We start from the raw sequence: 19,029 nt of genomic DNA, 5'->3' as shown, positions 1-19,029 counted from the left end.
GCGACGTATGCGTGCGAAGATTCGCCACCGCAAGAAGTAATCTCTTTGGGCGAAGGAATGCCTTCGCGAGCGGAGACGGGCCATCTGCCCCCGCTGCTAGCTCGCCGCCACGCAACACCGCTGTTGGACGGTTTCTGCTGCGCGGTCGCCAAAGCTCCCCGCACATCGTTGTAAATTTGGGGGTGTGCGCCCTCGGTTTGACGACAACTCCCACCGCGCCGTTTATCTTCTCTTCCATTGCTAAGTTGCTGCTGCAGTTTGGGTTGCGCGCTCGTCCCGGCAAGTTGGCATGCCCGTTGCCTTAAGTGGTTGGCATTCGCCCAACTTCCTTTAGCAACGGATCTGCTAGCATGCGTGCCCTCGCCCTGTTGTGCCTGGTTTGCCTGACCTTCACCTCCCACGCTGCTACCGCTGGCACCCTGTCCCGCGCTCGTGGCGAAGTGCGGCGCGAAGCAAAACCCAAGGCTTCCAAGTCGTCGACCCGCGATCGCGACGAGGACGACAAGCCTCAGAAGACCAACAAGGACGACCGCCCGCGTGGCCGGCTGAGCCAGGCTCGCCGTGAGGTGCGTCGGCACGACGACAACCACCGTGGCCATGGCGGTGGTGGGCACTACGCCTGCCCGCCCCGCTTTGTGCCGAGTTGCGGGCCGGCTGGGTTCTTCAGCTTTCATAGCTGCGCGCCTCCCCCCGTGGTCGAGACTTACGTGATCCAGGAACCGGTGGTGGTCACGCAGCCCGCGATAGTCGAGGAGGTACCGGTGTATGTCGAATCGGTGGGTCCCACCTGCACCGAGCGGCTCTGCCGGCAGTTTGCTCCGTATCCTTACGCCTTGGGGGCTGATGGCTTCATGCTCACCACCACGCCGGGCTGTGGCCACGGCTGGTCGGGGCGCATCCAGGTCGAAGGCGGTAGCGACTTCGACGCCATCGATCGCACCGGGCTCAGCTTCTTGATTGAAGGGCAGGGCGGACTCGGCATCGACTTCGATTGGGACTCCTACAGCGAGGACCTGCCCGGCGGCGGTCAAGACGAAGTGCATGTTGGCGAGTTCGATGTCCTCTACCGCTTTGCCGAAACCGATCAGACCCTGTTGCGTGCGGGCCTGGGCGCCGCTTGGTTTGGCGATCGTTACGACACCGACTTCGGCATCAACTTCACGCTCAAGGCCGATTTCGCACCCTGCGACCCGGTGGTGCTTTCCGGCGAGATCGATCTCGGCACGCTGGGCGACGCCGAACACCTGCACCTCTCCGGCACCGCGGGTGTGATGCTGAACCGCTGCGAAATCTACGGCGGCTACGATTATCGCCGTATCGGCGAGGTCGAGATCCAAGGCCCAATGGTTGGTCTGCGATTTTGGTTCTAGTTCCAGCTAGTTCCCTAATCCTCTGCGGGGATTTCGGGTGCTCTGGAGTGTCAATCCGGAATGCGATTTTCGGATCCAAAACCATCAAGACCCCCAGCCTTCAACAACAGCCAGCGGACGCTTAGCACCGCGCGCCGGGGCGGATAGAGTGCAGCATGCCACGCATCCCGTGGATCGCATCGGCGAGTGAGTTCCACCGCCATGTTCTTATGACTGGCTGGCGTCAATTGAGCTGCCAAGCGGCGGCCAGTTGGGTCACAGCTGGTGGGCTTCGCCAACGATCCAGCGGACCACCCCGGTAATGGAGAGTCCTGCAACCAGGGCTACGTAGCAACTCGGGCGACAGCAATGCTCGATCAGCGTAGCCTTCTTCATCTCGTGCAGCGTGCCCAGGTAGAGGAATGTGCCTGCGCCCAGCGACAAGACAATTGCCTTGACGATCAGTATCGAACTGGTAATGTACTGCTCGGCGAATCCTCCGGCCACGATGCCAAGGGGCGTGCTGATCGCGAACGCGGTGAACAACAGCAATGTTTGCGGGCGGGTGAGTGTGCTGCGGACCATGGCCAATGCAAGTGCAAAGGCGGCCGTACCCTTATGCAGGATGATGGCAATGAAGATGAGTGCGGCTGCCTCGGGATCGCTCATGCCGAGCATCGCTCCCAGAAAGAACGATGGCGCGGCGAGCATGGCCGTCATGATGATGGGAATCGTGGCCGGTAGCGCTCCGCCGTGGGCCGCGTGTTGTTCTTGCGAGACGAACTGCCCACTCAGGTGCTCCATGGCCAACAGCACCAGGAAGGCCACGATGGCAATGGTCGACGACCAGGGATAATTCATGTCGGGCACCGCTTGGCGAAAGACGACGAATGCCGATGGCAGCATCATCGTGAGCGACAGCGCCAGAAATACCCCCGACGAGAAAGCCTCGCCCAGCGGAAACCCTTCGCCCATGCGAACCCGCTGCGGGTTGGCCAATGGCAAGTAACCGCCCGCAAATGTGCACAGCAGAATGATCGCCAGATAGGTGAATTGAATGCCGGTCAGCATGTCTCGTCCCTCTGCTACTTCTGTGGGCCAATTCGGAAGTTCTGGCGTCTACGGATGCCCCGCTATGCACCCAATGGTAGCACGCTATTAGCGCCATCCCGAAAGGGGTGTCAATGCTGGCTGCGGGGGGGCGGGGCAGGACAGTGTCCCCTTGTCCATCGTTGGTCGTAACCGGCAGCGAATCATCTTCCCGCGATTTCTCTTGTCACCGTTGGCTTTAGTGCATTGTCTGGACGGCACGTGATCGCGGACAGTATCCTGTATTGGCCCGGGCAAGCAGGGCGAACGCGACAGCATTCCATCTCAGACAAGTGGAGCAAAGAACGTGCAATCTGGACTCCGACTGACTTTGTGTGCCTCGTTTCTTTGCCTTGCTGGGTGTCCGATCGGTACGCCACGCGACCACTACCGGCCCCCAGGTCACGGGGACGTGACCATCGCGGTCTCGCCGACCGACGACGCGATACTGTTCAATGCCGTCGGAACTGGGCGGCGCGACTTGTATCTGCTGAATCTGACCGACCAGAAAGTGTCGCGGATTGGCGATACGCCTGAGTACGAGACTGCGGCAAGCTTCTCGCCCGATGGTCAGTGGATTGTCTACGCCGCGGGTATTCCGGGGGACCGCGCCGATCATCTTTTTGCGATGCGGCTCGACGGAAGCGAGAAAACACAGCTAACCGATGTCGATGCGAACGACACATCGCCGCGGTTCTCGCCAGATGGCAAGTCGGTCGTCTTCGCCCGCGACAAGACCTACAATTGGGGTGGTCTGGCTGCCAATTGGGAACCGGGTGGTGTGATTTGCGTCGTCGATGCAGACGGAACCAACCTGCGGCAGCTTACAGCGGATGAAGACATTGCTTTCGCACCGCATTTCAACGTCGATGGAACGCAGGTGGTGTACTCGACCTCCAGCGGCAGGATGTCGATCGCTGTGGATGGGGCGTCACCACCGCAACCGCTGGTTGGTCCTCCGAGGGCCGTGCCATCTCCCGACCAGCAGTTGCTTGCTTACACCCAAGGTAAGTACTCGGGTGACACCAAGATTGTGCTGGCCGACGCTGCGGCGAAATCCCAGCGCGTGCTGACCCCCGACTGCGGTGGATGTTATCAGCCCACGTTCACCCATGGCGGCGATCGGTTGTACTTTCTGCGCGAAGAGTGGCCAGATGGTCCCACCGGGGTACCGAAGTTCAGCCTGTGGGTGACCGATTTGGATGGCGCGAACGCTCGCCAGGTGGCAGATCGCGGGTTGTTCGACGATCCACTCGGTTGGAAGCCGCAGCCAGCACCCTGACTGGATGGAGTACATGAGTGAATGTTCTTCGGCGCGGCCCTGTTCGTACGACGGATCGCTTTACTAGCGCCCGTTGAAAATGCCCACCGACCGCACGCTGCAAACTACAGGAGGATGACATTGCCCAAGCACCGTATTTTCACGATGCCGCTGGCCAAAGTATATCCGGCGTACGTACAGAAAGCCGAACGCAAAGGCCGCTCGAAGCAGGAAGTCGATCAGATCATCGGCTGGCTGACCGGCTACGATCAGGCAGGGCTGCTGGAGCAAATTGAACTGGAACACGACGTCGAAACGTTCTTCGACCAGGCCCCGGCCATGAACCCTAACTGCGCGTTGATAAAAGGCGTGGTGTGCGGCATTCGGGTCGAGGATGTCGAGGATCCATTGATGCAGAAGATTCGCTGGCTGGACAAATTGATCGACGAGCTTGCCAAGGGCAAAGCGATGGAGAAGATTCTGCGGCGGTAGCTGGCAGCGACCGGCGGCGTAAACCATGGAGTCTGAACTCGAACCCGGAGAGGTGGCTGATGTGGAACAGATCGTATGCAGCATGCATGGTCGTATTCCTCTGTGCATTTAGCACATTTAGCTTTCGCGCCGACGCGAAGGACTGGAAGGCGGAACTGGACGAGGGGTACGCGGCCCACAGCAGCAAGCCACTCACCGAGTTTCTCGAGGCCTGGCACGCGGAGTCCAAGCCGGTGTCGGCGGAGATGCTGGCCAAGAAGCCCGCCTTCGAACAGGACGTCTACGCCATCTTCCAGGTGCTGTACCAGCCAGACCAGCAACTCTACAAGGACACTGCGTATGCGGTCGTACAGGACAAGATCGCCGTTACGATCGTCGATTCCGACCTCCAGCGGGTCTTTGATCAGGGGATCTACTCTGATCTCGATTGGCTATTCGATCTGCCCAGTATCAGCAAAATGAAGGTCGAAGATTTCCGGCCGGCGGTGGCGGGGACCGGAAAAAAGATCCTCTATTACAAGTACAAGTACATCTACACACTGGCCCGTTTCATTTGTCAGGACGATGAACAGGGATACGAACACCTATTGCATGAAGATAACACCAGCCAGCAGCGCATCGACCGGTTGGAGTACCTGAGTCCGCAGCTGGACGTGATCCGGGGGCATTGGGGTAGCGGATGGCACTTTGAAACACACCCGTATGTAGAGGCCGTTTTCTTCAGCTCCGACAAAAAACGGGCTGCGGTGTCGTATCGCGTTGGGTACGAATTCGGGGAAGCTCTGCTATTCAAATCGGCAGAGGGTAAGTGGACCGTCAAAGAGCAGGGACTCACGGGCGTGGAGTAGTGCTAACGGTGCCGCTCGAGTGCTTTACCCGCCCGTGGATGAAGAGGTCGTTCTCCAGTTGTTCGAGCTCGATGCCCTCCAGTTGGATGGAGTCGTTCATGTCGCACGCGCCGAAGCCGCTCACCGGGCTGGGGGCGCCGGAGCCGCCGGTGATTTTGGGGGCGACGTACGCATGTACCTCGTCCACGACATGGGCATCGAACAACGCGCCGAGTACCACAGCGCCCCCTTCGAACATTACGTTGGTCATCCGCCGCTCGCCCAACTGGTCGAGCAATTGCCCCATTTGTGTGATGTGGTCGCCCTCGTCTACCAACAGCAGTTCACCACCAGTGGCAGTGAGCCAGTGGTACTCGCTGGGGTCGACGTGCCGGGGACGCACGACGATCAGGGGCGCATCGTGGGCACTGTTGGCCAATTGGCTCTCCGGATCGAGGTGCCCCAACACGATCCGCGTTGCCCTGCGCACTCCCGGCGGACGGGCGGTCAGCAGTGGGTTGTCGACTCGAGCGGTCCTCGATCCAACGATGATGGCATCCATCCGCCCGCGAAGCTGGTGCACCCGCTGGCGGGCTTTGGTGCCGGTAATCCACTGGCTAGAACCAGTGTGTGTGGCGATCTTGCCATCGAGTGTCATCGCCCATTTGGCAATCACCCAGGGCCGGCCGGTAGTGACGAGCTTCAGGTACGGAGCGAGCAGATGCCGGGCCTCTTGTTGCATGAGGCCGATCTCGCATGTCACTCCTGCATTGCGCAGTTGATAGAAGCCACCGCCATCGACCTGCGGAAAGGGATCGGCCACGGCCGCCACCACGCGGGCGATGCCCGCCTCGATCACGGCCTGGCTGCAGGGAGGAGTTTTGCCGGTGTGGCAGCACGGTTCGAGCGTGACGTACAGCGTCGCCCCGCGTGCGCGCGGGCCGGCGGCCGCCAGGGCGTTCACCTCGGCGTGCGGCCCGCCAAACTTCTGGTGCCAACCTTCGCCGACAATCTGTCCATCGGCGACCACCACGGCGCCGACCATGGGATTGGGTTCCACGTGTCCCTCGCCCTGTCGGGCCAGCTGGAGTGCACGTGCCATGAATTGGGAATCGAGAGAAGTCATTGCAGGCGTGGACAAGAGGGAGAGTTGTCGAGATCCAGGGGAATCCCCCGCTCGGCAAGTTCGCCGAGCAGCGAATCTATACCGCTAAGGTACTTGTGCAGAGACATCTTACCGTGGGAGTTCGACTGCAGCACGTAAGCGTCGTCCAAGTCGCTGTAGTAGACACGGCAAAAATCGTCCCACGGCACCAACCGATCCGCGCGCCAGGGAGAGATGAAGTGCACGCCGAACGGGTCGTAACGCACGGCGAAACAGTGAAACTCCACGTGCAGCACGGTGGCGACAAACACCGCAGAAACGATCAGCCACAGCCGCCCCCACCAGGGAAAGAGCGGTTCGAACAAGGCCAACAACGTCAGCGCCGCGGCGCCCGTCCAGATGAGCAGCGCCAGGGCGCGAATCCGCGGTCCGTACTGAATCACGGCCTGGCCGCGGTCGATGCTGGCCTGACCCTGGATACTGCGTGCGATCCACCATGTCCACAGGAGCGACAACAGCCACAGCGTGGCCGCGATGACGGGATCGTTGAAGGGCATTTCAGTCGGGTGTCCAGAGTTTGCTCTTGCCGGCCGATTCGGTCTCGCCGCCGGGTGTCCAGATCGCTGACTCATTTGGCGGGGCGGACGGCATCTGCGCGGCGGCGCCGGCCGGTATGTCACTCGGAATACCCGCGGGACCGGGCGCCCCGCCCCCCATGCCGGCATCGGGAGGAATCGCGCCGATCATGTACAACAATTGATAGATCTGCTGGGCGATTTCCGGTTCGTCCATGTGCTCGTCGCGCAAATGCGTGAGCACGCGGTTCGCGCCCTCCGAGTTGTTTTCAGCAATGTGCAGTTGCAGTTCCAGCATGTCCCAATGGCCGCACGACTCGCCTTCGCTCTTGGCCCAAGTGCGTGCCTCGTCGAGCACGGCCACCGCTTTCTCGGAGTCTTCCTCCACGGTGAACAGCTGCTCGTACAGCTTCGGCCGGGGCAGCGACGAGTCGAAGTCGTCGCGCTTCAGGGCTTCTCGGAGGATGTGCCCCAGGGCATCGGTGGCGTTCACCAATACGCATCGCTTGTACAGCATGGCCAACTCGGCGCTCGAGAGAGCCGCAAGGTCGATGCGACTCACACGAACCACTGGTACCGTGTCCGCATCAACCTGATCGGCGGGAACCGTCTCGTGCTGCGCGAGGCCCAGTTTCTTGCGGAGCTCGACGAACGTCTCGCCGAAGCCGACGTTGTTCGAGCCTTGCTCCAGCAGTAGCACGGCCGCCAGTAGCGGTAACTGCAGTTCTTCGACACCGACCGCTTCGAGCGGCGTTTTTCCACCCAGCGCCGCGCGGGGCGTGTTGGGCCAACGCTCCAGCAAGGCTACCTGGCGTTCTTCTCGCAGCAACTCGCGGCGCTTCTGGGCCGACGTCGCAGGGGGCAGGTGCCACCGCCAGCTCAGGGCCGCGTCGCCACCGTGCTGGGCTTCGCCCAGGTCGACTTCGTCCTGCTGTTCGCCGACGGCATCGCCCAACTCGGCGCGCAATGTTTCGATGGTCTTTTCAAACTTTGCATCGCGGTCGGTCGTCAGTTCCAGTCGCTCCGCGCGGTCGGTTTGCCGGCCAAAGTGGGCGACGAATCCCAGCACGTGCGGCACGTCGTCGCGCGTCAGGCTCTCGGTTTCTTCGGGTATCTCGCGGTCCAGCAGCATATAGTAGCCGCGGGGCTTGGGGCCCTCAAACCCCTCGAGCTCCTCGGGCGACAGGTTCATATTCTGCATCAGCTTGCTGCCCGCGATTCGCTCCACCAGCGCGTCTTCGTCCTTCAGCTCGAACACCAATTTCACGGCGTGGGCCGCCTCGTCGCGGAGCTCCGGATCGACCAACTGAGCCAGGGCCTCGGCCTCGGCGGCGTCGTCCGCCGGAATATCCTGCCGGGCGTAGAGTCGCATGCCCGCGGCGAAGTTCTTGCGGTCGGCCAGGTAGCCGGACAACAGCGCGCGGTTGTAGAAGAACAGTGGCTGGTCCAAGTGATCGGGCAGCAGCTCGTCTAGTTGTGCCGCGGAGGCCCGCCAGCGGCCGGCGGCTGCCATCCGCCGGATCACCTCTATCTCGGCCGCCACCGGGTGATCGGCAGGCAGGCCACGCAGGGCCATGCGGTCGCGCAGCAGCAGTGGCAGACCGCTCATCTGGTTCATCCGTACCAGCAGTTCCAGGGCGCGGTGATCGTTGCCACCGGCAATGGCTTCGTACAGCCACAGGTGCGCGCGGGCGGCCACCACGTCGCCGCTCATCAGCAAGGCATGCCCTACCGCACCGATTGCTTCGAGCACCCGCTGCGGCAGGTTGGTCTCCACCCGCTCCAGCGCCGCCTGCAAGGCGTCGACCGCCTCGACCGTTTCGCCCTTGTCGGCCAACAGCATCGCATGGTGGGCGTGCGCGGCAGGGCTATCGGGTTCGCATTTCAGGAACTCCTGGATGGTGGCTTCTGCTTCGTCGTGCTCGTCCAGCGACATCTGCAGCATCGCCTTCAGGTCGAGCAGCGACGCCCGCCCGGGGCGCTTGGCCAGCGTTTGTTCCACATGCCGCAGCGCCGCACGGGGCTGGTCGCCCTCGATCATGCGGTGGATCTTTTCGATCTCGCCGATCAGGTCGGAACAACAGAACTTCAGCTTCTTGCCACTGCCACAGGGGCACAGGGTATAAGGATCCATCGGCGAATACCGTCGGTTGAGGATTGTCGAGCCAGGCTGCGAGAATCACATATTGTAACGCAGCCGGCGGCCGGCAGGCCACCCATGCAAAAACCCGCTGCGCCGCGCAAAACAGGGGCCCCAACGCTCGCACGGTCGACGATCGACGTGCGTGATTACTGGTTGCCGCGGCGCTCGGCTCTCCCCTGCACGACCGCCCCGTCCTGTTGCCGCTTGCCCCCCGCGACCGGCCAGATCCAGGGCCGCAGTCGCGGCACACCCGGCAGCACCGCCAGCACCACAAACAGGCTGAATCCCCACGCGCGGCCATAGTCGAGCTGCGGTTCCGATTGCCGGTCGAGCCACTCGGGGGCAATCTGCTCCCCACCATTGGCGGTGAGCAGCGCGACGGCCGCCTCGCGGGGAAGTGGAACTTGCAGCGAGTGGGCGCTTCCGTCGCACATGGTGACGTTGCGGACGTAGCTCGGTTTGTAGAAGTAGCCATGGTCGATGCGATGGCCATCGCTATCGTCGGCAGGCAGCGGTGTGGTGAGCAGCTCCACGGCTTCGTCGAACGTCAGGTCCTTCGGCTCGGCCCAATGAGTTCCATGGCCGGAGGCTTCCATCAGCAGGATGGTATTCCCCAGTCCATCGGTCACGTCGTCGAAGCCATTGCCCCAGACGGTCCGCGGGCCGGTGATGGCGAAGTAGGCCGTCTCGGTGGGGGCGTGGTGCTCGGGGCAATGGTAGAGATCGTAGAAGTAGATTGGTGATGTTCCCATCAGTTGCTGGTTCCTCCGACTGTTCCATGCTTCGTCGACGTGGTACAGATCGAACACGTCTTGGCGATCCAATTGCGGCAAGATGTCTACCCGCCAGCTATGCGGTGGACCACCGTCGGCAGAGGTGCCAGTTCCCGGTAGATGCCCCTTGGTCGTATCGTAGTTGATAATGGCCGTGGTGAGCTCGCGGATGTTGTTCAGGCAAGCGGCGTGAGGCCAGTACGGTCGAGATTCGTTCACGGCAGGAAGAACAAGCAAGACCAACGACAGCAAGACGATCCCAATTACCAGCAGCGTCACACAACCAGGGCGCGGCAGGTGAAACAACAACACCCAGAACGCCAACACCCCGCCGGCCACCCAGATGCCACTCGCCCCAAACGCCGAGAGCGACGCCGCAACCAGGGCGAACAGATAGAGCAGATTGGTAAGGCGGAAGGTCATTAGTCGGGGGACGAGGAGCTAGGACCGAGGGGCGAGGCCTCGGCCCTTGTGGTTGAGTTAGTGATCTGCGGCCAAACCCAGGGCCGAACCTTCGGCACGCCGGGAAGGATGGCGAGTACAACGAACAGTGAGAACACCCACACGCGGCCGTAGTCGAGCTCGGCACTCGATTGTCGCTCGAGCCACTCGGGATCTATATTTTCGCCGCTGCTGGCGGTGAGCAAGGCGACGGCCGCCTCGCGGGGAATGGGCACACGTAGCGAATGAACGGATCCATCGCACATCGCCACGTTGCGGACGTAGCTTGGTTTATAGAAGTAACCGTGTTCGACGCGATGCCCATCGTGGTCGCCAGTCGGCAGCGGCGTGGTGAGTAGCTCGACGGCTTCGTCAAACGTCAGGTCCTTTGGCTCGGCCCAGTGAATGCCGCGACCGGCGGCTTCCATCAGCAGGATGGTGTTCGCCAGCTCGTCACTTACGTCGTCGAACGAGCGCCGCTCGCCATCGCCCCACACGGTTTCCGCGCCGGTGACGGCAAAGTAGTTCGACTTTGTGGGATGAGAGTGTGAGGGACACTCGTAGAAGGGGATGGGCAGGGTGCCGACGACTTGCCGGTTCTTCGGGCCGTTCCACGCTTCATCGAAGTGATAGCTGTCGTAGAGATGGTTGCTCTCGACGAATGGCACAATGCGCATTCGCCAGCTATGCATACTATCAGTGTCGCCAAGTTGCACGGCCGTATTGGGGAGCCGGTGCAAGCTTTGGTGGAAGTTGATGATCGACAACGCTTGCTGTTTCAGATTGTTCATGCACTGCGCCTGGCGAGCCCCGCTGCGGCCTATCTCAACCGCGGGCATCAACAGCAGGATTATCACACCCAGAATAAGTCCTGCTACAGCGATGGACGCATACCCCGAAGACGGCTTGGCCAGCGTTATGACCCAGAAGACCAATATACCCCAGACAAGAAGGAGCCCACCCGCACCAAATATCGCGAGCGACGCCGCGACCAGGGCGAACAGGTAGAGCAGATTGGAAATGCGGAAGGTCATTCTTCGCGGGGCGAGTCGTCAGGTTCAGGTTGTAGCTGGGAAGTGATCGTTGGCCACATCCAGGGGCGAAAGGCCGCCACGGCCGGCAGGACCGCCAGGAGGGAGAACAACAAAAGGGTCCACAAGCGGCCGTAGTCCAGTTGCGGCACGGGGCGATACTCCAGCCACTGCGGGTCGATTTCCTCGCCGCCATCGGCCGTGAGCAGCGCCACCGCTGCCTGGCGTGGAATCGGCACTGAAAGCGCTCTCGCACTACCGTCGCACAGTGCGACGAGGCGGACGTAAGTCGGTTTAAAGAAGTAACTATGGTCGATCTGATGGCCATCGCTATCGTCAGTCGGCAGCGGCGAGGTAAGCAGTTCCACGGCTTCGTCGAAGGTCAGGTCCTTGGGCTCCGACCAATGAACTCCTCGCCCGGAAGCTTCGATCAGCATGATGGTGTTGGAAAGCCCGTCGGTCACGTCATCAAACGTGCGAATATCGCCATCGCCCCACGCCGTCTGGGGGCCGGAAATGGCGAAGTAGTTGGTTTCGCCCGGGCTGGCGTGCTCGATACACTCATGGGTATCGATGGAAAGATTGCCCAGCTGCTTCTTGTTCATCGGGCCATCCCACGGCTCGTCAAAGTTGTAATCGCGAGCTACCATCGAGCCTTCCATAAAGGGCAGTAGATGCACTCGCCAACTTTGCGGAGCCTTTTGCCGGTCAATCTTGCCGTAGACCGGCGGGAGTTGGCCATGAGTGTCGTCGTAGTTTTGTATAGCCAGCAGGAGTTGCTTGATGTTGTTCAGGCAACTGTTTCGAGTTCCTGCTTCGCGAGGCAACTGCATTGCCGGAAGCATTAGCAAGGCCGGTACCCCCATCACGACAGACCACAGCAACCACGTTGGATGGGTTAATCGCGGAAAGTAAAGCCATCCGGCCCAAAACAACAGCACCCCCACCACCGCCAAGACGCCCACCGGTCCGAACGCGGCCAGCGATGCCGCCACCAGGGCGAACAAATACAATAGCGAGGTGAGGCGGAAGTTCATTCGACGGGGAAGTTAGAAGTCGGTAGTTCGGGACCTGGGGCCGTCACTCGCGGTGCTTGGCGTATTGGCGAGCGGACGACGTTCCACTGTTATGTCGTAGCAAGTCGGCGAATCGATTCACGGTGGCGAGGACTGCATCCCCCATCGTGGGGGCATGCCCCCGAAAACTATTGGCATTTTACTGCCAGATGGAAAATTGATGGCGGACACGCATCACGGGACGCAGCGCTCGGCTAGCCGCATGTTTTGCCCGGTTTGGAGGAGTGATGAGGCCCGCAAACTGCCTTGAGATCGATTTATCGCGAGATTTTTGGAATTATCGCGTTTTGTTTGGCCCATTGGAGACGTTCACTTACTCTTGTATACGGCATCGTAGTGGGTTACCACATTGGTGAATTCGGATCGCGTGACTATGCTGGATCATGCAGGCGAACGGGTTCAGCACCCAGAAACCGCTGCTTCGCTCATCCAAACTGAGCCTGCATTAAGGATCACTTCGCGCGCGACGAATTCGCTCGCTGTAGAGTTTGCCCCCTGACACACACCGGGGATCTGCCGTCCATTTGGACTAAGGTCCCTGGTGTGTTTTTTTTGTGCCACCGCGGAGCGGGCCACTCCGGGGGAGGTGGTGTTTCGCCTTTCCGCGTTTTCGAGCGCTCTGTTGCTACTAAAGCGGGTGGGGCCTTGTCGCGAGCCCTTGAAGCGGGCCTACTAAAGAGTTGTGGTAAGTCCCACGACTTGACTTAACTTCCCGCCTCCCCCCGCCCCCCTTGGGTTCCTGCCTTGAAAGCTCTGGTTAAACAGCAGTCCGATGTCGGCCTGTGGCTGGCCGATGTTCCCGAACCGACCATTGGTATCAACGACGTCCTGATTCGTGTCCACAAGACCGGCATCTGTGGTACCGACGTTCACATCTACAATTGGGATGCCTGGGCCCAGAAGACCATCCCCGTGCCGATGGTCGTGGGACATGAGTTCGTCGGCGAGATCGTTGAAATCGGCTCGAACGTAAACGACTTTCGTGTCGGCGACATCGTCAGTGGCGAAGGCCACGTCGTGTGTGGGCGGTGCCGCAATTGCATGGCGGGACGCCGGCATTTGTGCAAAGCCACTAAGGGCGTGGGCGTGAATCGTCCCGGCGCATTTGCCGAGTACCTGTCGCTGCCGATGACCAACGTGTGGCACCACGCCCCGGGCGTCGATCCGGACGTGGCCTCCATATTCGACCCGTTGGGCAACGCCGTGCACACGGCCCTGTCGTTCCCCGTGTTGGGCGAGGACGTGCTGATCACTGGGGCGGGCCCTATCGGCATCATGGCCGCCGCCGTGGTGCGTCACGCCGGCGCGCGGAACGTGGTAATCACCGACGTGAATCCGTATCGATTGGATCTTGCCGAGCGAGTGGGGGTGACTCGCGCCGTGGATGTGCGTTCGACCAAGCTGACCGACGTGCAACAAGAACTCGGCATGACCGAGGGATTCGACGTCGGACTGGAGATGTCAGGCAATCCCAGCGCGTTCCGCGACATGATCTCCAACATGTGCCACGGCGGGAAGATCGCCATGCTTGGCATCCCCGAAGGCGAGATGGCCATCGACTGGAACGAGGTGGTGTTTAATATGCTCACCATCAAGGGCATCTACGGCCGCGAGATGTACGAAACCTGGTATAAAATGACCGTCATGATCCAAAGCGGCCTGGACATCACCCCCGTGATCACCCACCGCATGCCGTACACCGAGTTCCAACAAGGTTTCGACACCATGCGCTCAGGCAACTCGGGCAAGATCATCCTGGACTGGACCGTCTAGCCAAGTGCCGCCAAGCCGCGCTGCAGAAGAACCACAGAGGGCACAGAGAACGCGGAGACGAGGGGAACGCGAATCGATGCTCATATGCGCTGATACTCCATTTGAAATCAATGAAGATTAGCGCACATTAGTGTTCCCCAACCAACCGAGCGGCGCGCCGTGCTCTGAAATCCATTAGACCCCGCCTGTCCGGTTATCCTGACCCGTTGCACGATGACGAGTCGTTTTTCATAGGAGCAGTATTCGACCATGAACCAAGACCTCACCCGTATCGCTGGCGTAGTAGACGAGATTCGCGAAGCCGGGCTGTACAAGAACGAACGACTGATCGAGTCGCCGCAGCGGGCGCACATCGACGTGGCGGGTGGCGAGGTCTTGAACATGTGCGCCAACAACTACCTGGGGTTGGCCGACAATCCGGAGATCATCCAGGCCGCTCACGAGGCGCTCGACCGCTGGGGCTACGGACTGTCGAGCGTGCGGTTCATCTGCGGCACGCAGTCGTGCCACAAGGAACTGGAAACGGCAGTGAGCGACTTTCTCGGCACCGACGACACGATTCTCTACTCAAGTTGCTTCGACGCCAACGGCGGTTTGTTCGAGACGCTGCTCACCGACGAAGACGCGGTGATCAGCGACGAGCTGAACCATGCCTCGATTATCGATGGCGTGCGGCTGTGCAAGGCCAAGCGGTACCGCTACAAGACCTGCAACATGGACGACCTCAAGGACAAGCTGCTGGAGGCCGACGCCGCTGGCGCGCGGACCAAGCTGATTACCACCGACGGGGTGTTCAGCATGGATGGCAGCGTGGCGAAGCTCGACCAGATCTGCCAGCTTGCCGACGAGCACAATGCCCTGGTGCACTTCGACGACTGCCACGCCACGGGATTCTGGGGCAAGACCGGCCGTGGCACGCACGAGCACTGTGGCGTCGTGGGACGCATCGACATCACGACCGGCACCTTCGGCAAGGCCCTCGGCGGCGCGAGCGGCGGTTACACCAGCGGTAAGAAGGAGATCATCGATCTGCTGCGGCAGCGGTCGCGGCCCTACCTGTTCAGTAACACCATCGCCCCGCCGATTGTAGGTGGTTCGCTCAAGGCGCTGGAAATCGCCGGCCGTTCGACCGAGCTCCGCGACAAGCTGATGAACAATACGCAGTTGTTCCGCAGCGAAATGACCGCCGCCGGGTTCGACATCCTGCCGGGCGAACACCCCATCGTCCCCATCATGCTGGGCGACGCCAATCTGGCCACCGCAATGGCCGACAAGCTGCTGGAGCTTGGCATCTACGTGATCGGCTTCTACTACCCCGTCGTGCCAATGGGCAAAGCGCGAATCCGTGTGCAGGTCTCGGCCGCCCACAGCGAAGACGACCTTCGCGGTGCGGTGGAGAAGTTTAAAGAGGCGAAGGCAGCGGTGGGTTAAGAGTTAATAACCACAGAGGACTCGGAGATCGCGGAGACGCGAAGCGTCGGTACAGCTCCGAAGGAGCGAAATATGGTAGCCCGGGGCAAGCGAGGTGAGGTACGAGCCGAGCGCCGCCCCGGGTTCATGAATCAACCTATCAGCGGTCGAGGAGAAGATTTTCAATTAGCCGGAGCTTGACCGAGACCGCAATCGCGCCCGCGGCTCAAATCTCGTCTGCCACTGGAGACAATCTGCTCATGTGGGCATTCCTCGGCTGCACTGGACCGCTTGCGCTGGTTGGATTCTTCCTGGGTTACGTTGGCACGTTCCTAGCGCCGGCAATGCCAATCGGACAGCGATTCGCCACAGCCGGAGCCATGGGGGCACTGGTGTTCGTGGCTGCAGCGCTGTTGTGCATCTCGGACATGCGAAAGCAGCGCGCGGCACTCGACCGAGTACGTAGGCGACTGGAAGGCCGCCAGCCGATGAGCGACGACCGTTTCGCCGCGGCGCTGGACAACGTGGATCGCGACCTGGCCATCGAAGTCCGGCACGCGCTGGCCAAGTTTCTTGATGTGCCCGCTGAATCCATCTACCCCTCCGACTCTCCGGCCGAAGACCTTGGGGGCAAGGACCTCGAACCGCAAATTCACTTCTCGGTAGTTGGCCAAATCATTCAGGACCGAGCCATCGCCGCGGGTGGGTTTCACTCCAACAGCGCGTACTACGACACGATGCCGCGTTTCATTGGCGAGGTCGATCGCGCGATCAGCGAAGCCATGCAGGACGCGAGTTAAGGGTAGTGGCAACACTCTGGATAGAGCTTCTCCAAACGCTTTGCGGAACACGATTCAGCACTCATCCGGCATTAGCGTCGATTAGCGTTCCCAGATCTCTCCGCGTTCTCAGCCGACTATGTGGTCAGTTCCTGAAAATCGAGCGCGCGGATCCAGCTCTCCGGTGTGGCGACCTCCAGCGAACTCAATCGGAGTTCCGGCCGTACTGCACTACGGTAGTCCGGTCAGGCAGTCGTAGACGCAGCAGTTCGATGCAAAATCCGTTTGAACCTCCACGATCTGAGCGCGATTCGTTAAAACGAGAACCACATCCGAAGCATGTTTCGCCAGTCAGAGCTCGGCCTCCATTGCCGGACAAGGGAGCGATCTCCGGTGGCGTGATGCCGCGCACCGTGGTTGGAATCACCGCGTACTATCTTTCCTTCATGTGGTGGTGTAACAATTTCTTGCCAACCACGAACATGGGGCCGCTCGCGATTTTTGGGGTACATGTCGGTTTAATCGCGCCGGTTACCATAGGGGCGATCGCAGTGCTAGTGGTAGCAAGTCGCTTTCACTACCACTACTGGGTCACGCGCCGCGGCACAGCTTTTTGCATCGGACTGCTTCTGGCTCTGCTATGCGGAACCGTCTTCCCCTTCGGACCAGACGCGCGCTCCAACGACTCGATGCTGACGACGATACTACGAACGCATGGTGTGACCGGACTCCCACCGCTGGCTGCGTTTACGACCTTCGATCTATTTGGCCACTTCTACCGTGTGAAAGCAAAGAAGTAAGAAGATCTCCAAATCGTTTCCCCAACGCAACAGCGTCGCCGTTACCATGGAGGAGAATTCCTCTCTGCGCTCTCTGTGTCCTCCGTGGTGAATCCCCTCGGCTTCATCGATTCAAGAGCACGTCGGTGTCGATCGAAAAACCGGGCATCTCTTCCGATTCGTATTCGAACGGTTCGTTCCACGGCATTTCGGCTTCAGCGTGAACTTCTTCGCGGACTTCGTCCTGCAGCTTGTGCACCAGGCTGGCGATGTAGGGGTCGGACCAGGGCAGGAGGTTGCTGGGCTTGATGCGCGAGCTACGGGCGGTCGACCCGGCTGCCAGGCGATCGGCGCTCAGCCAATCGTTGTCGACGGGAACCTCAACTACAACGGTACGAATGCGACGTGGAGTGTTCATAACGGTGTGCCTTTTTTCTGTGTGACTAGATGTCTCTGTGAATAGAAAACTGAAAAGTCCGTGGCACCGATTCGCGCGACTTGCAAAAAGTCGTAGTGGAGGAGGAGTTCAGGATTGCCCACCTGCGAGACTCGGTAGCACTTGCCGTAGTCGTCTCATGACCGAGGCGAGTACTGGGTGACCGGGTTCCTGTCGGCGGTGAGGTTGGCCCGCGGCGGGCCGGCGTGTCCTCGTTGCGCTCGACATAGTTCCCCGATCTGCCGAAGAGTTGCTTCGACGGGATGACCTTAGTGCAGGTGGTGTGCCAATCGCGATGCGCACACCCAGAAATTTTTCGTAATCGCGATGGTGCAGGGGAAATGTCGAGAAACTAAGGCCCACAGGAGTGACAGCATCCCGGCGGAACGTTTTGCAACGTTTACAACCGCCTCGCAACTGGCAGTTGGGTGAGCAAAGGCGGGTAAAGTTTGCGGGGTGGGGGCCAGCTATCGCCGTCGGCGAACCTCCTTCGCAGCGACACCTGCCTTTACTACTTCTATCTTTCCTCAATCGAATAATCGCATCTGCCCGCTGGCATCCTTCGGCGGTCGAAAGTGCGATGCGTCCAGCGGCGGCGAAGCGGAGGAGTAGCCGTATTTGGTGGCAAACACGCGAAAAGTCTGTTCGATCTGCTTGGCCATCTCGCCTTGGCCGCGCTGGCGAGTGGCGAAGTCGCTGCGGTAAAGCTCTCCGTCGCGAGTGGTCCGTACCAGCGAGGCGACCTTCGCCGCGCGGTCGGGATAGAACTTCTCGAGCCAGCCAAAAAAGACGTCTACCACCGTAGTGGGGAGTCGCAGCAAGACATAGCTAGCATTGGTCGCCCCCGCTTCGCGGGCGGCTTGGAGAATGGACGGAATCTCGCTGTCGTTCACACCTGGTATTATCGGCGCGATCATCACCTGGGTGGGAATGCCTGCCGATGTGAGTTTCCGAAGAGCTTGGAGCCGCGCCTCGGGCGAGCTGGTTCTGGGTTCCATCGTTCGTGCCAGCGAAGTGTCCAGTGTCGTGATGGAAACCGCGACCTGGGTCGCCCGGTATTTCGCCAGCTCCGCAAGCAGATCGATGTCGCGCGTCACCAGCGCGTTCTTGGTAACGATGCCGATAGGTTGGCGGCATTCCACAGCCACTTCCAGGCAGCCGCGCGACAGGCGAAACTCCCGTTCGGCCGGTTGATAGCAATCGGTCACCCCCGACATTGCAATCCAAGTCGGCTCCCAACTGCGACGGGCAAGCCATTTGCGAAGCAACTGCGGCGCCTGGTGCTTCACCATTACTTTTGTTTCGAAGTCCAGACCGGCGCTCAAACCAAAGTACTCGTGCGTTGGACGAGCATAGCAATAACTGCAGCCGTGAGCGCAACCGCGATACGGGTTAATGCTGTAGCGAAACGGGATATCAGGACTGTTGTTTTCCGAAACGATCGTCTGCGATTCATCCGGCAGGTACACCGTGGCTGGCCGGGCGAGTTGCGCGAGCAATTCCTCATCGCCCTCCAAGTCGTCCCAATGTGGCTGGCACTCCACACGCAAGTAAGGGTTGGCGGGCTGCGATTGTGCTCCGCGTCCTTTGATGGGGGACGTCTGTGGGTTCATTGTCAGCAACTCGAAGACGAACGTCGTGGTGTGGTAAATACGACCCACCCCCCAAAGCCCCCGTGATGGGTGGCACA

Annotated in this window: 16 protein-coding genes; 7 read left to right on the top strand and 9 right to left on the bottom strand. The window is 60.6% G+C overall.

Annotated elements, in window-relative coordinates; all coding sequences use genetic code 11:
* Positions 1 to 350: 350 nt before the first annotated feature.
* A complete protein-coding gene (locus NG895_RS19625; RefSeq protein WP_252854226.1) occupies positions 351 to 1,370 on the top strand; it encodes a hypothetical protein in 1,020 nt (339 codons plus the stop codon).
* A 255-nt stretch (positions 1,371 to 1,625) separates the two neighbouring features.
* On the opposite strand, the gene NG895_RS19620 is transcribed toward NG895_RS19625, so the two are convergent.
* Positions 1,626 to 2,420, bottom strand: coding sequence for a ZIP family metal transporter (locus NG895_RS19620; protein WP_252854225.1), 795 nt, complete (start codon positions 2,418 to 2,420; stop codon positions 1,626 to 1,628).
* Between the two features lie 430 nt (positions 2,421 to 2,850).
* On the opposite strand from NG895_RS19620, the gene NG895_RS19615 reads away from it, so the two are divergent.
* From NG895_RS19615 to NG895_RS19605, 3 genes are all read left to right on the top strand, one after another.
* Positions 2,851 to 3,720 (top strand): TolB-like translocation protein, encoded by an 870-nt coding sequence (locus NG895_RS19615; protein ID WP_252854224.1) that lies wholly within the window; start codon positions 2,851 to 2,853, stop codon positions 3,718 to 3,720.
* 120 nt (positions 3,721 to 3,840) lie between these two features.
* Positions 3,841 to 4,191: a DUF2200 domain-containing protein gene (locus NG895_RS19610; RefSeq protein WP_252854223.1), complete on the top strand. Its 351-nt coding sequence runs from the start codon at positions 3,841 to 3,843 to the stop codon at positions 4,189 to 4,191.
* 59 nt (positions 4,192 to 4,250) lie between these two features.
* Positions 4,251 to 5,039 (top strand): hypothetical protein, encoded by a 789-nt coding sequence (locus NG895_RS19605; RefSeq protein WP_252854222.1) that lies wholly within the window; start codon positions 4,251 to 4,253, stop codon positions 5,037 to 5,039.
* On the opposite strand, the gene ribD is transcribed toward NG895_RS19605, so the two are convergent.
* From ribD to NG895_RS19575, 6 genes are all read right to left on the bottom strand, one after another.
* On the bottom strand, positions 5,023 to 6,144 hold the full coding sequence (ribD, locus tag NG895_RS19600) for a bifunctional diaminohydroxyphosphoribosylaminopyrimidine deaminase/5-amino-6-(5-phosphoribosylamino)uracil reductase RibD (protein WP_261361565.1): 1,122 nt from the start codon (positions 6,142 to 6,144) through the stop codon (positions 5,023 to 5,025). The two genes, NG895_RS19605 and ribD, sit on opposite strands and share 17 nt — an antisense overlap.
* The gene (locus tag NG895_RS19595; protein WP_252854220.1) at positions 6,141 to 6,680 is read right to left on the bottom strand and encodes a hypothetical protein; all 540 of its coding nucleotides are present in this window, start codon (positions 6,678 to 6,680) and stop codon (positions 6,141 to 6,143) included. Before NG895_RS19595 ends, ribD begins: the two co-directional genes overlap by 4 nt.
* Before the next feature lies 1 nt (position 6,681).
* Complete coding sequence (locus NG895_RS19590; protein WP_252854219.1) at positions 6,682 to 8,832, bottom strand: tetratricopeptide repeat protein; 2,151 nt, start codon at positions 8,830 to 8,832, stop codon at positions 6,682 to 6,684.
* Positions 8,833 to 8,987: 155 nt separating this feature from the next.
* Positions 8,988 to 10,037, bottom strand: coding sequence for a DUF1559 family PulG-like putative transporter (locus NG895_RS19585; RefSeq protein WP_252854218.1), 1,050 nt, complete (start codon positions 10,035 to 10,037; stop codon positions 8,988 to 8,990).
* Positions 10,037 to 11,089: a DUF1559 family PulG-like putative transporter gene (locus NG895_RS19580; RefSeq protein WP_252854217.1), complete on the bottom strand. Its 1,053-nt coding sequence runs from the start codon at positions 11,087 to 11,089 to the stop codon at positions 10,037 to 10,039. Before NG895_RS19580 ends, NG895_RS19585 begins: the two co-directional genes overlap by 1 nt.
* Entirely contained in the window at positions 11,086 to 12,123 is a 1,038-nt protein-coding gene (locus tag NG895_RS19575) for a DUF1559 family PulG-like putative transporter (RefSeq protein ID WP_252854216.1), read from the bottom strand. The genes NG895_RS19580 and NG895_RS19575 overlap by 4 nt, the downstream gene beginning before the upstream one ends.
* 783 nt (positions 12,124 to 12,906) lie before the next feature.
* Here NG895_RS19575 and tdh point away from each other — a divergent pair.
* The 3 genes from tdh to NG895_RS19560 all read left to right on the top strand — a co-directional run bounded on the left by tdh (position 12,907) and on the right by NG895_RS19560 (position 16,145).
* Positions 12,907 to 13,935, top strand: coding sequence for an L-threonine 3-dehydrogenase (gene tdh / locus NG895_RS19570; protein WP_252854215.1), 1,029 nt, complete (start codon positions 12,907 to 12,909; stop codon positions 13,933 to 13,935).
* Between the two features lie 249 nt (positions 13,936 to 14,184).
* A complete protein-coding gene (gene kbl / locus NG895_RS19565) occupies positions 14,185 to 15,366 on the top strand; it encodes a glycine C-acetyltransferase (RefSeq protein ID WP_252854214.1) in 1,182 nt (393 codons plus the stop codon).
* A gap of 239 nt (positions 15,367 to 15,605) precedes the next feature.
* Positions 15,606 to 16,145, top strand: a complete 540-nt coding sequence (locus NG895_RS19560) for a hypothetical protein (RefSeq protein WP_252854213.1) — start codon at positions 15,606 to 15,608, stop codon at positions 16,143 to 16,145.
* Between the two features lie 882 nt (positions 16,146 to 17,027).
* Here NG895_RS19560 and NG895_RS19555 read toward each other — a convergent pair.
* Both NG895_RS19555 and NG895_RS19550 read right to left on the bottom strand, forming a co-directional pair.
* Complete coding sequence (locus NG895_RS19555) at positions 17,028 to 17,321, bottom strand: hypothetical protein (RefSeq protein WP_252854212.1); 294 nt, start codon at positions 17,319 to 17,321, stop codon at positions 17,028 to 17,030.
* Positions 17,322 to 17,866: 545 nt separating this feature from the next.
* On the bottom strand, positions 17,867 to 18,952 hold the full coding sequence (locus tag NG895_RS19550) for a PA0069 family radical SAM protein (RefSeq protein WP_252854211.1): 1,086 nt from the start codon (positions 18,950 to 18,952) through the stop codon (positions 17,867 to 17,869).
* Between the last annotated feature and the right edge of the window lie 77 nt (positions 18,953 to 19,029).

Origin of the sequence: Aeoliella straminimaris (genome assembly GCF_024054565.1) — a bacterium.
GTDB classification, from domain to species: domain Bacteria; phylum Planctomycetota; class Planctomycetia; order Pirellulales; family Lacipirellulaceae; genus Aeoliella; species Aeoliella straminimaris.
Note: the sequence above shows the minus strand (reverse complement) of the source record. Positions and strands in the feature narration are given on the sequence as shown.

Coding starts and splice junctions, on each gene's coding strand:
- NG895_RS19595 (WP_252854220.1), bottom strand. CDS start 6,680: ATGCCCTTCAACGATCCCGTCATCGCGGCCACGCTGTGGCTGTTGTCG.
- NG895_RS19580 (WP_252854217.1), bottom strand. CDS start 11,089: ATGACCTTCCGCATTTCCAATCTGCTCTACCTGTTCGCCCTGGTCGCG.
- NG895_RS19620 (WP_252854225.1), bottom strand. CDS start 2,420: ATGCTGACCGGCATTCAATTCACCTATCTGGCGATCATTCTGCTGTGC.
- kbl (WP_252854214.1), top strand. CDS start 14,185: ATGAACCAAGACCTCACCCGTATCGCTGGCGTAGTAGACGAGATTCGC.
- NG895_RS19590 (WP_252854219.1), bottom strand. CDS start 8,832: ATGGATCCTTATACCCTGTGCCCCTGTGGCAGTGGCAAGAAGCTGAAG.
- NG895_RS19550 (WP_252854211.1), bottom strand. CDS start 18,952: ATGAACCCACAGACGTCCCCCATCAAAGGACGCGGAGCACAATCGCAG.
- NG895_RS19560 (WP_252854213.1), top strand. CDS start 15,606: ATGTGGGCATTCCTCGGCTGCACTGGACCGCTTGCGCTGGTTGGATTC.
- ribD (WP_261361565.1), bottom strand. CDS start 6,144: ATGACTTCTCTCGATTCCCAATTCATGGCACGTGCACTCCAGCTGGCC.
- NG895_RS19575 (WP_252854216.1), bottom strand. CDS start 12,123: ATGAACTTCCGCCTCACCTCGCTATTGTATTTGTTCGCCCTGGTGGCG.
- NG895_RS19625 (WP_252854226.1), top strand. CDS start 351: ATGCGTGCCCTCGCCCTGTTGTGCCTGGTTTGCCTGACCTTCACCTCC.
- NG895_RS19585 (WP_252854218.1), bottom strand. CDS start 10,037: ATGACCTTCCGCCTTACCAATCTGCTCTATCTGTTCGCCCTGGTTGCG.
- NG895_RS19605 (WP_252854222.1), top strand. CDS start 4,251: ATGTGGAACAGATCGTATGCAGCATGCATGGTCGTATTCCTCTGTGCA.
- NG895_RS19555 (WP_252854212.1), bottom strand. CDS start 17,321: ATGAACACTCCACGTCGCATTCGTACCGTTGTAGTTGAGGTTCCCGTC.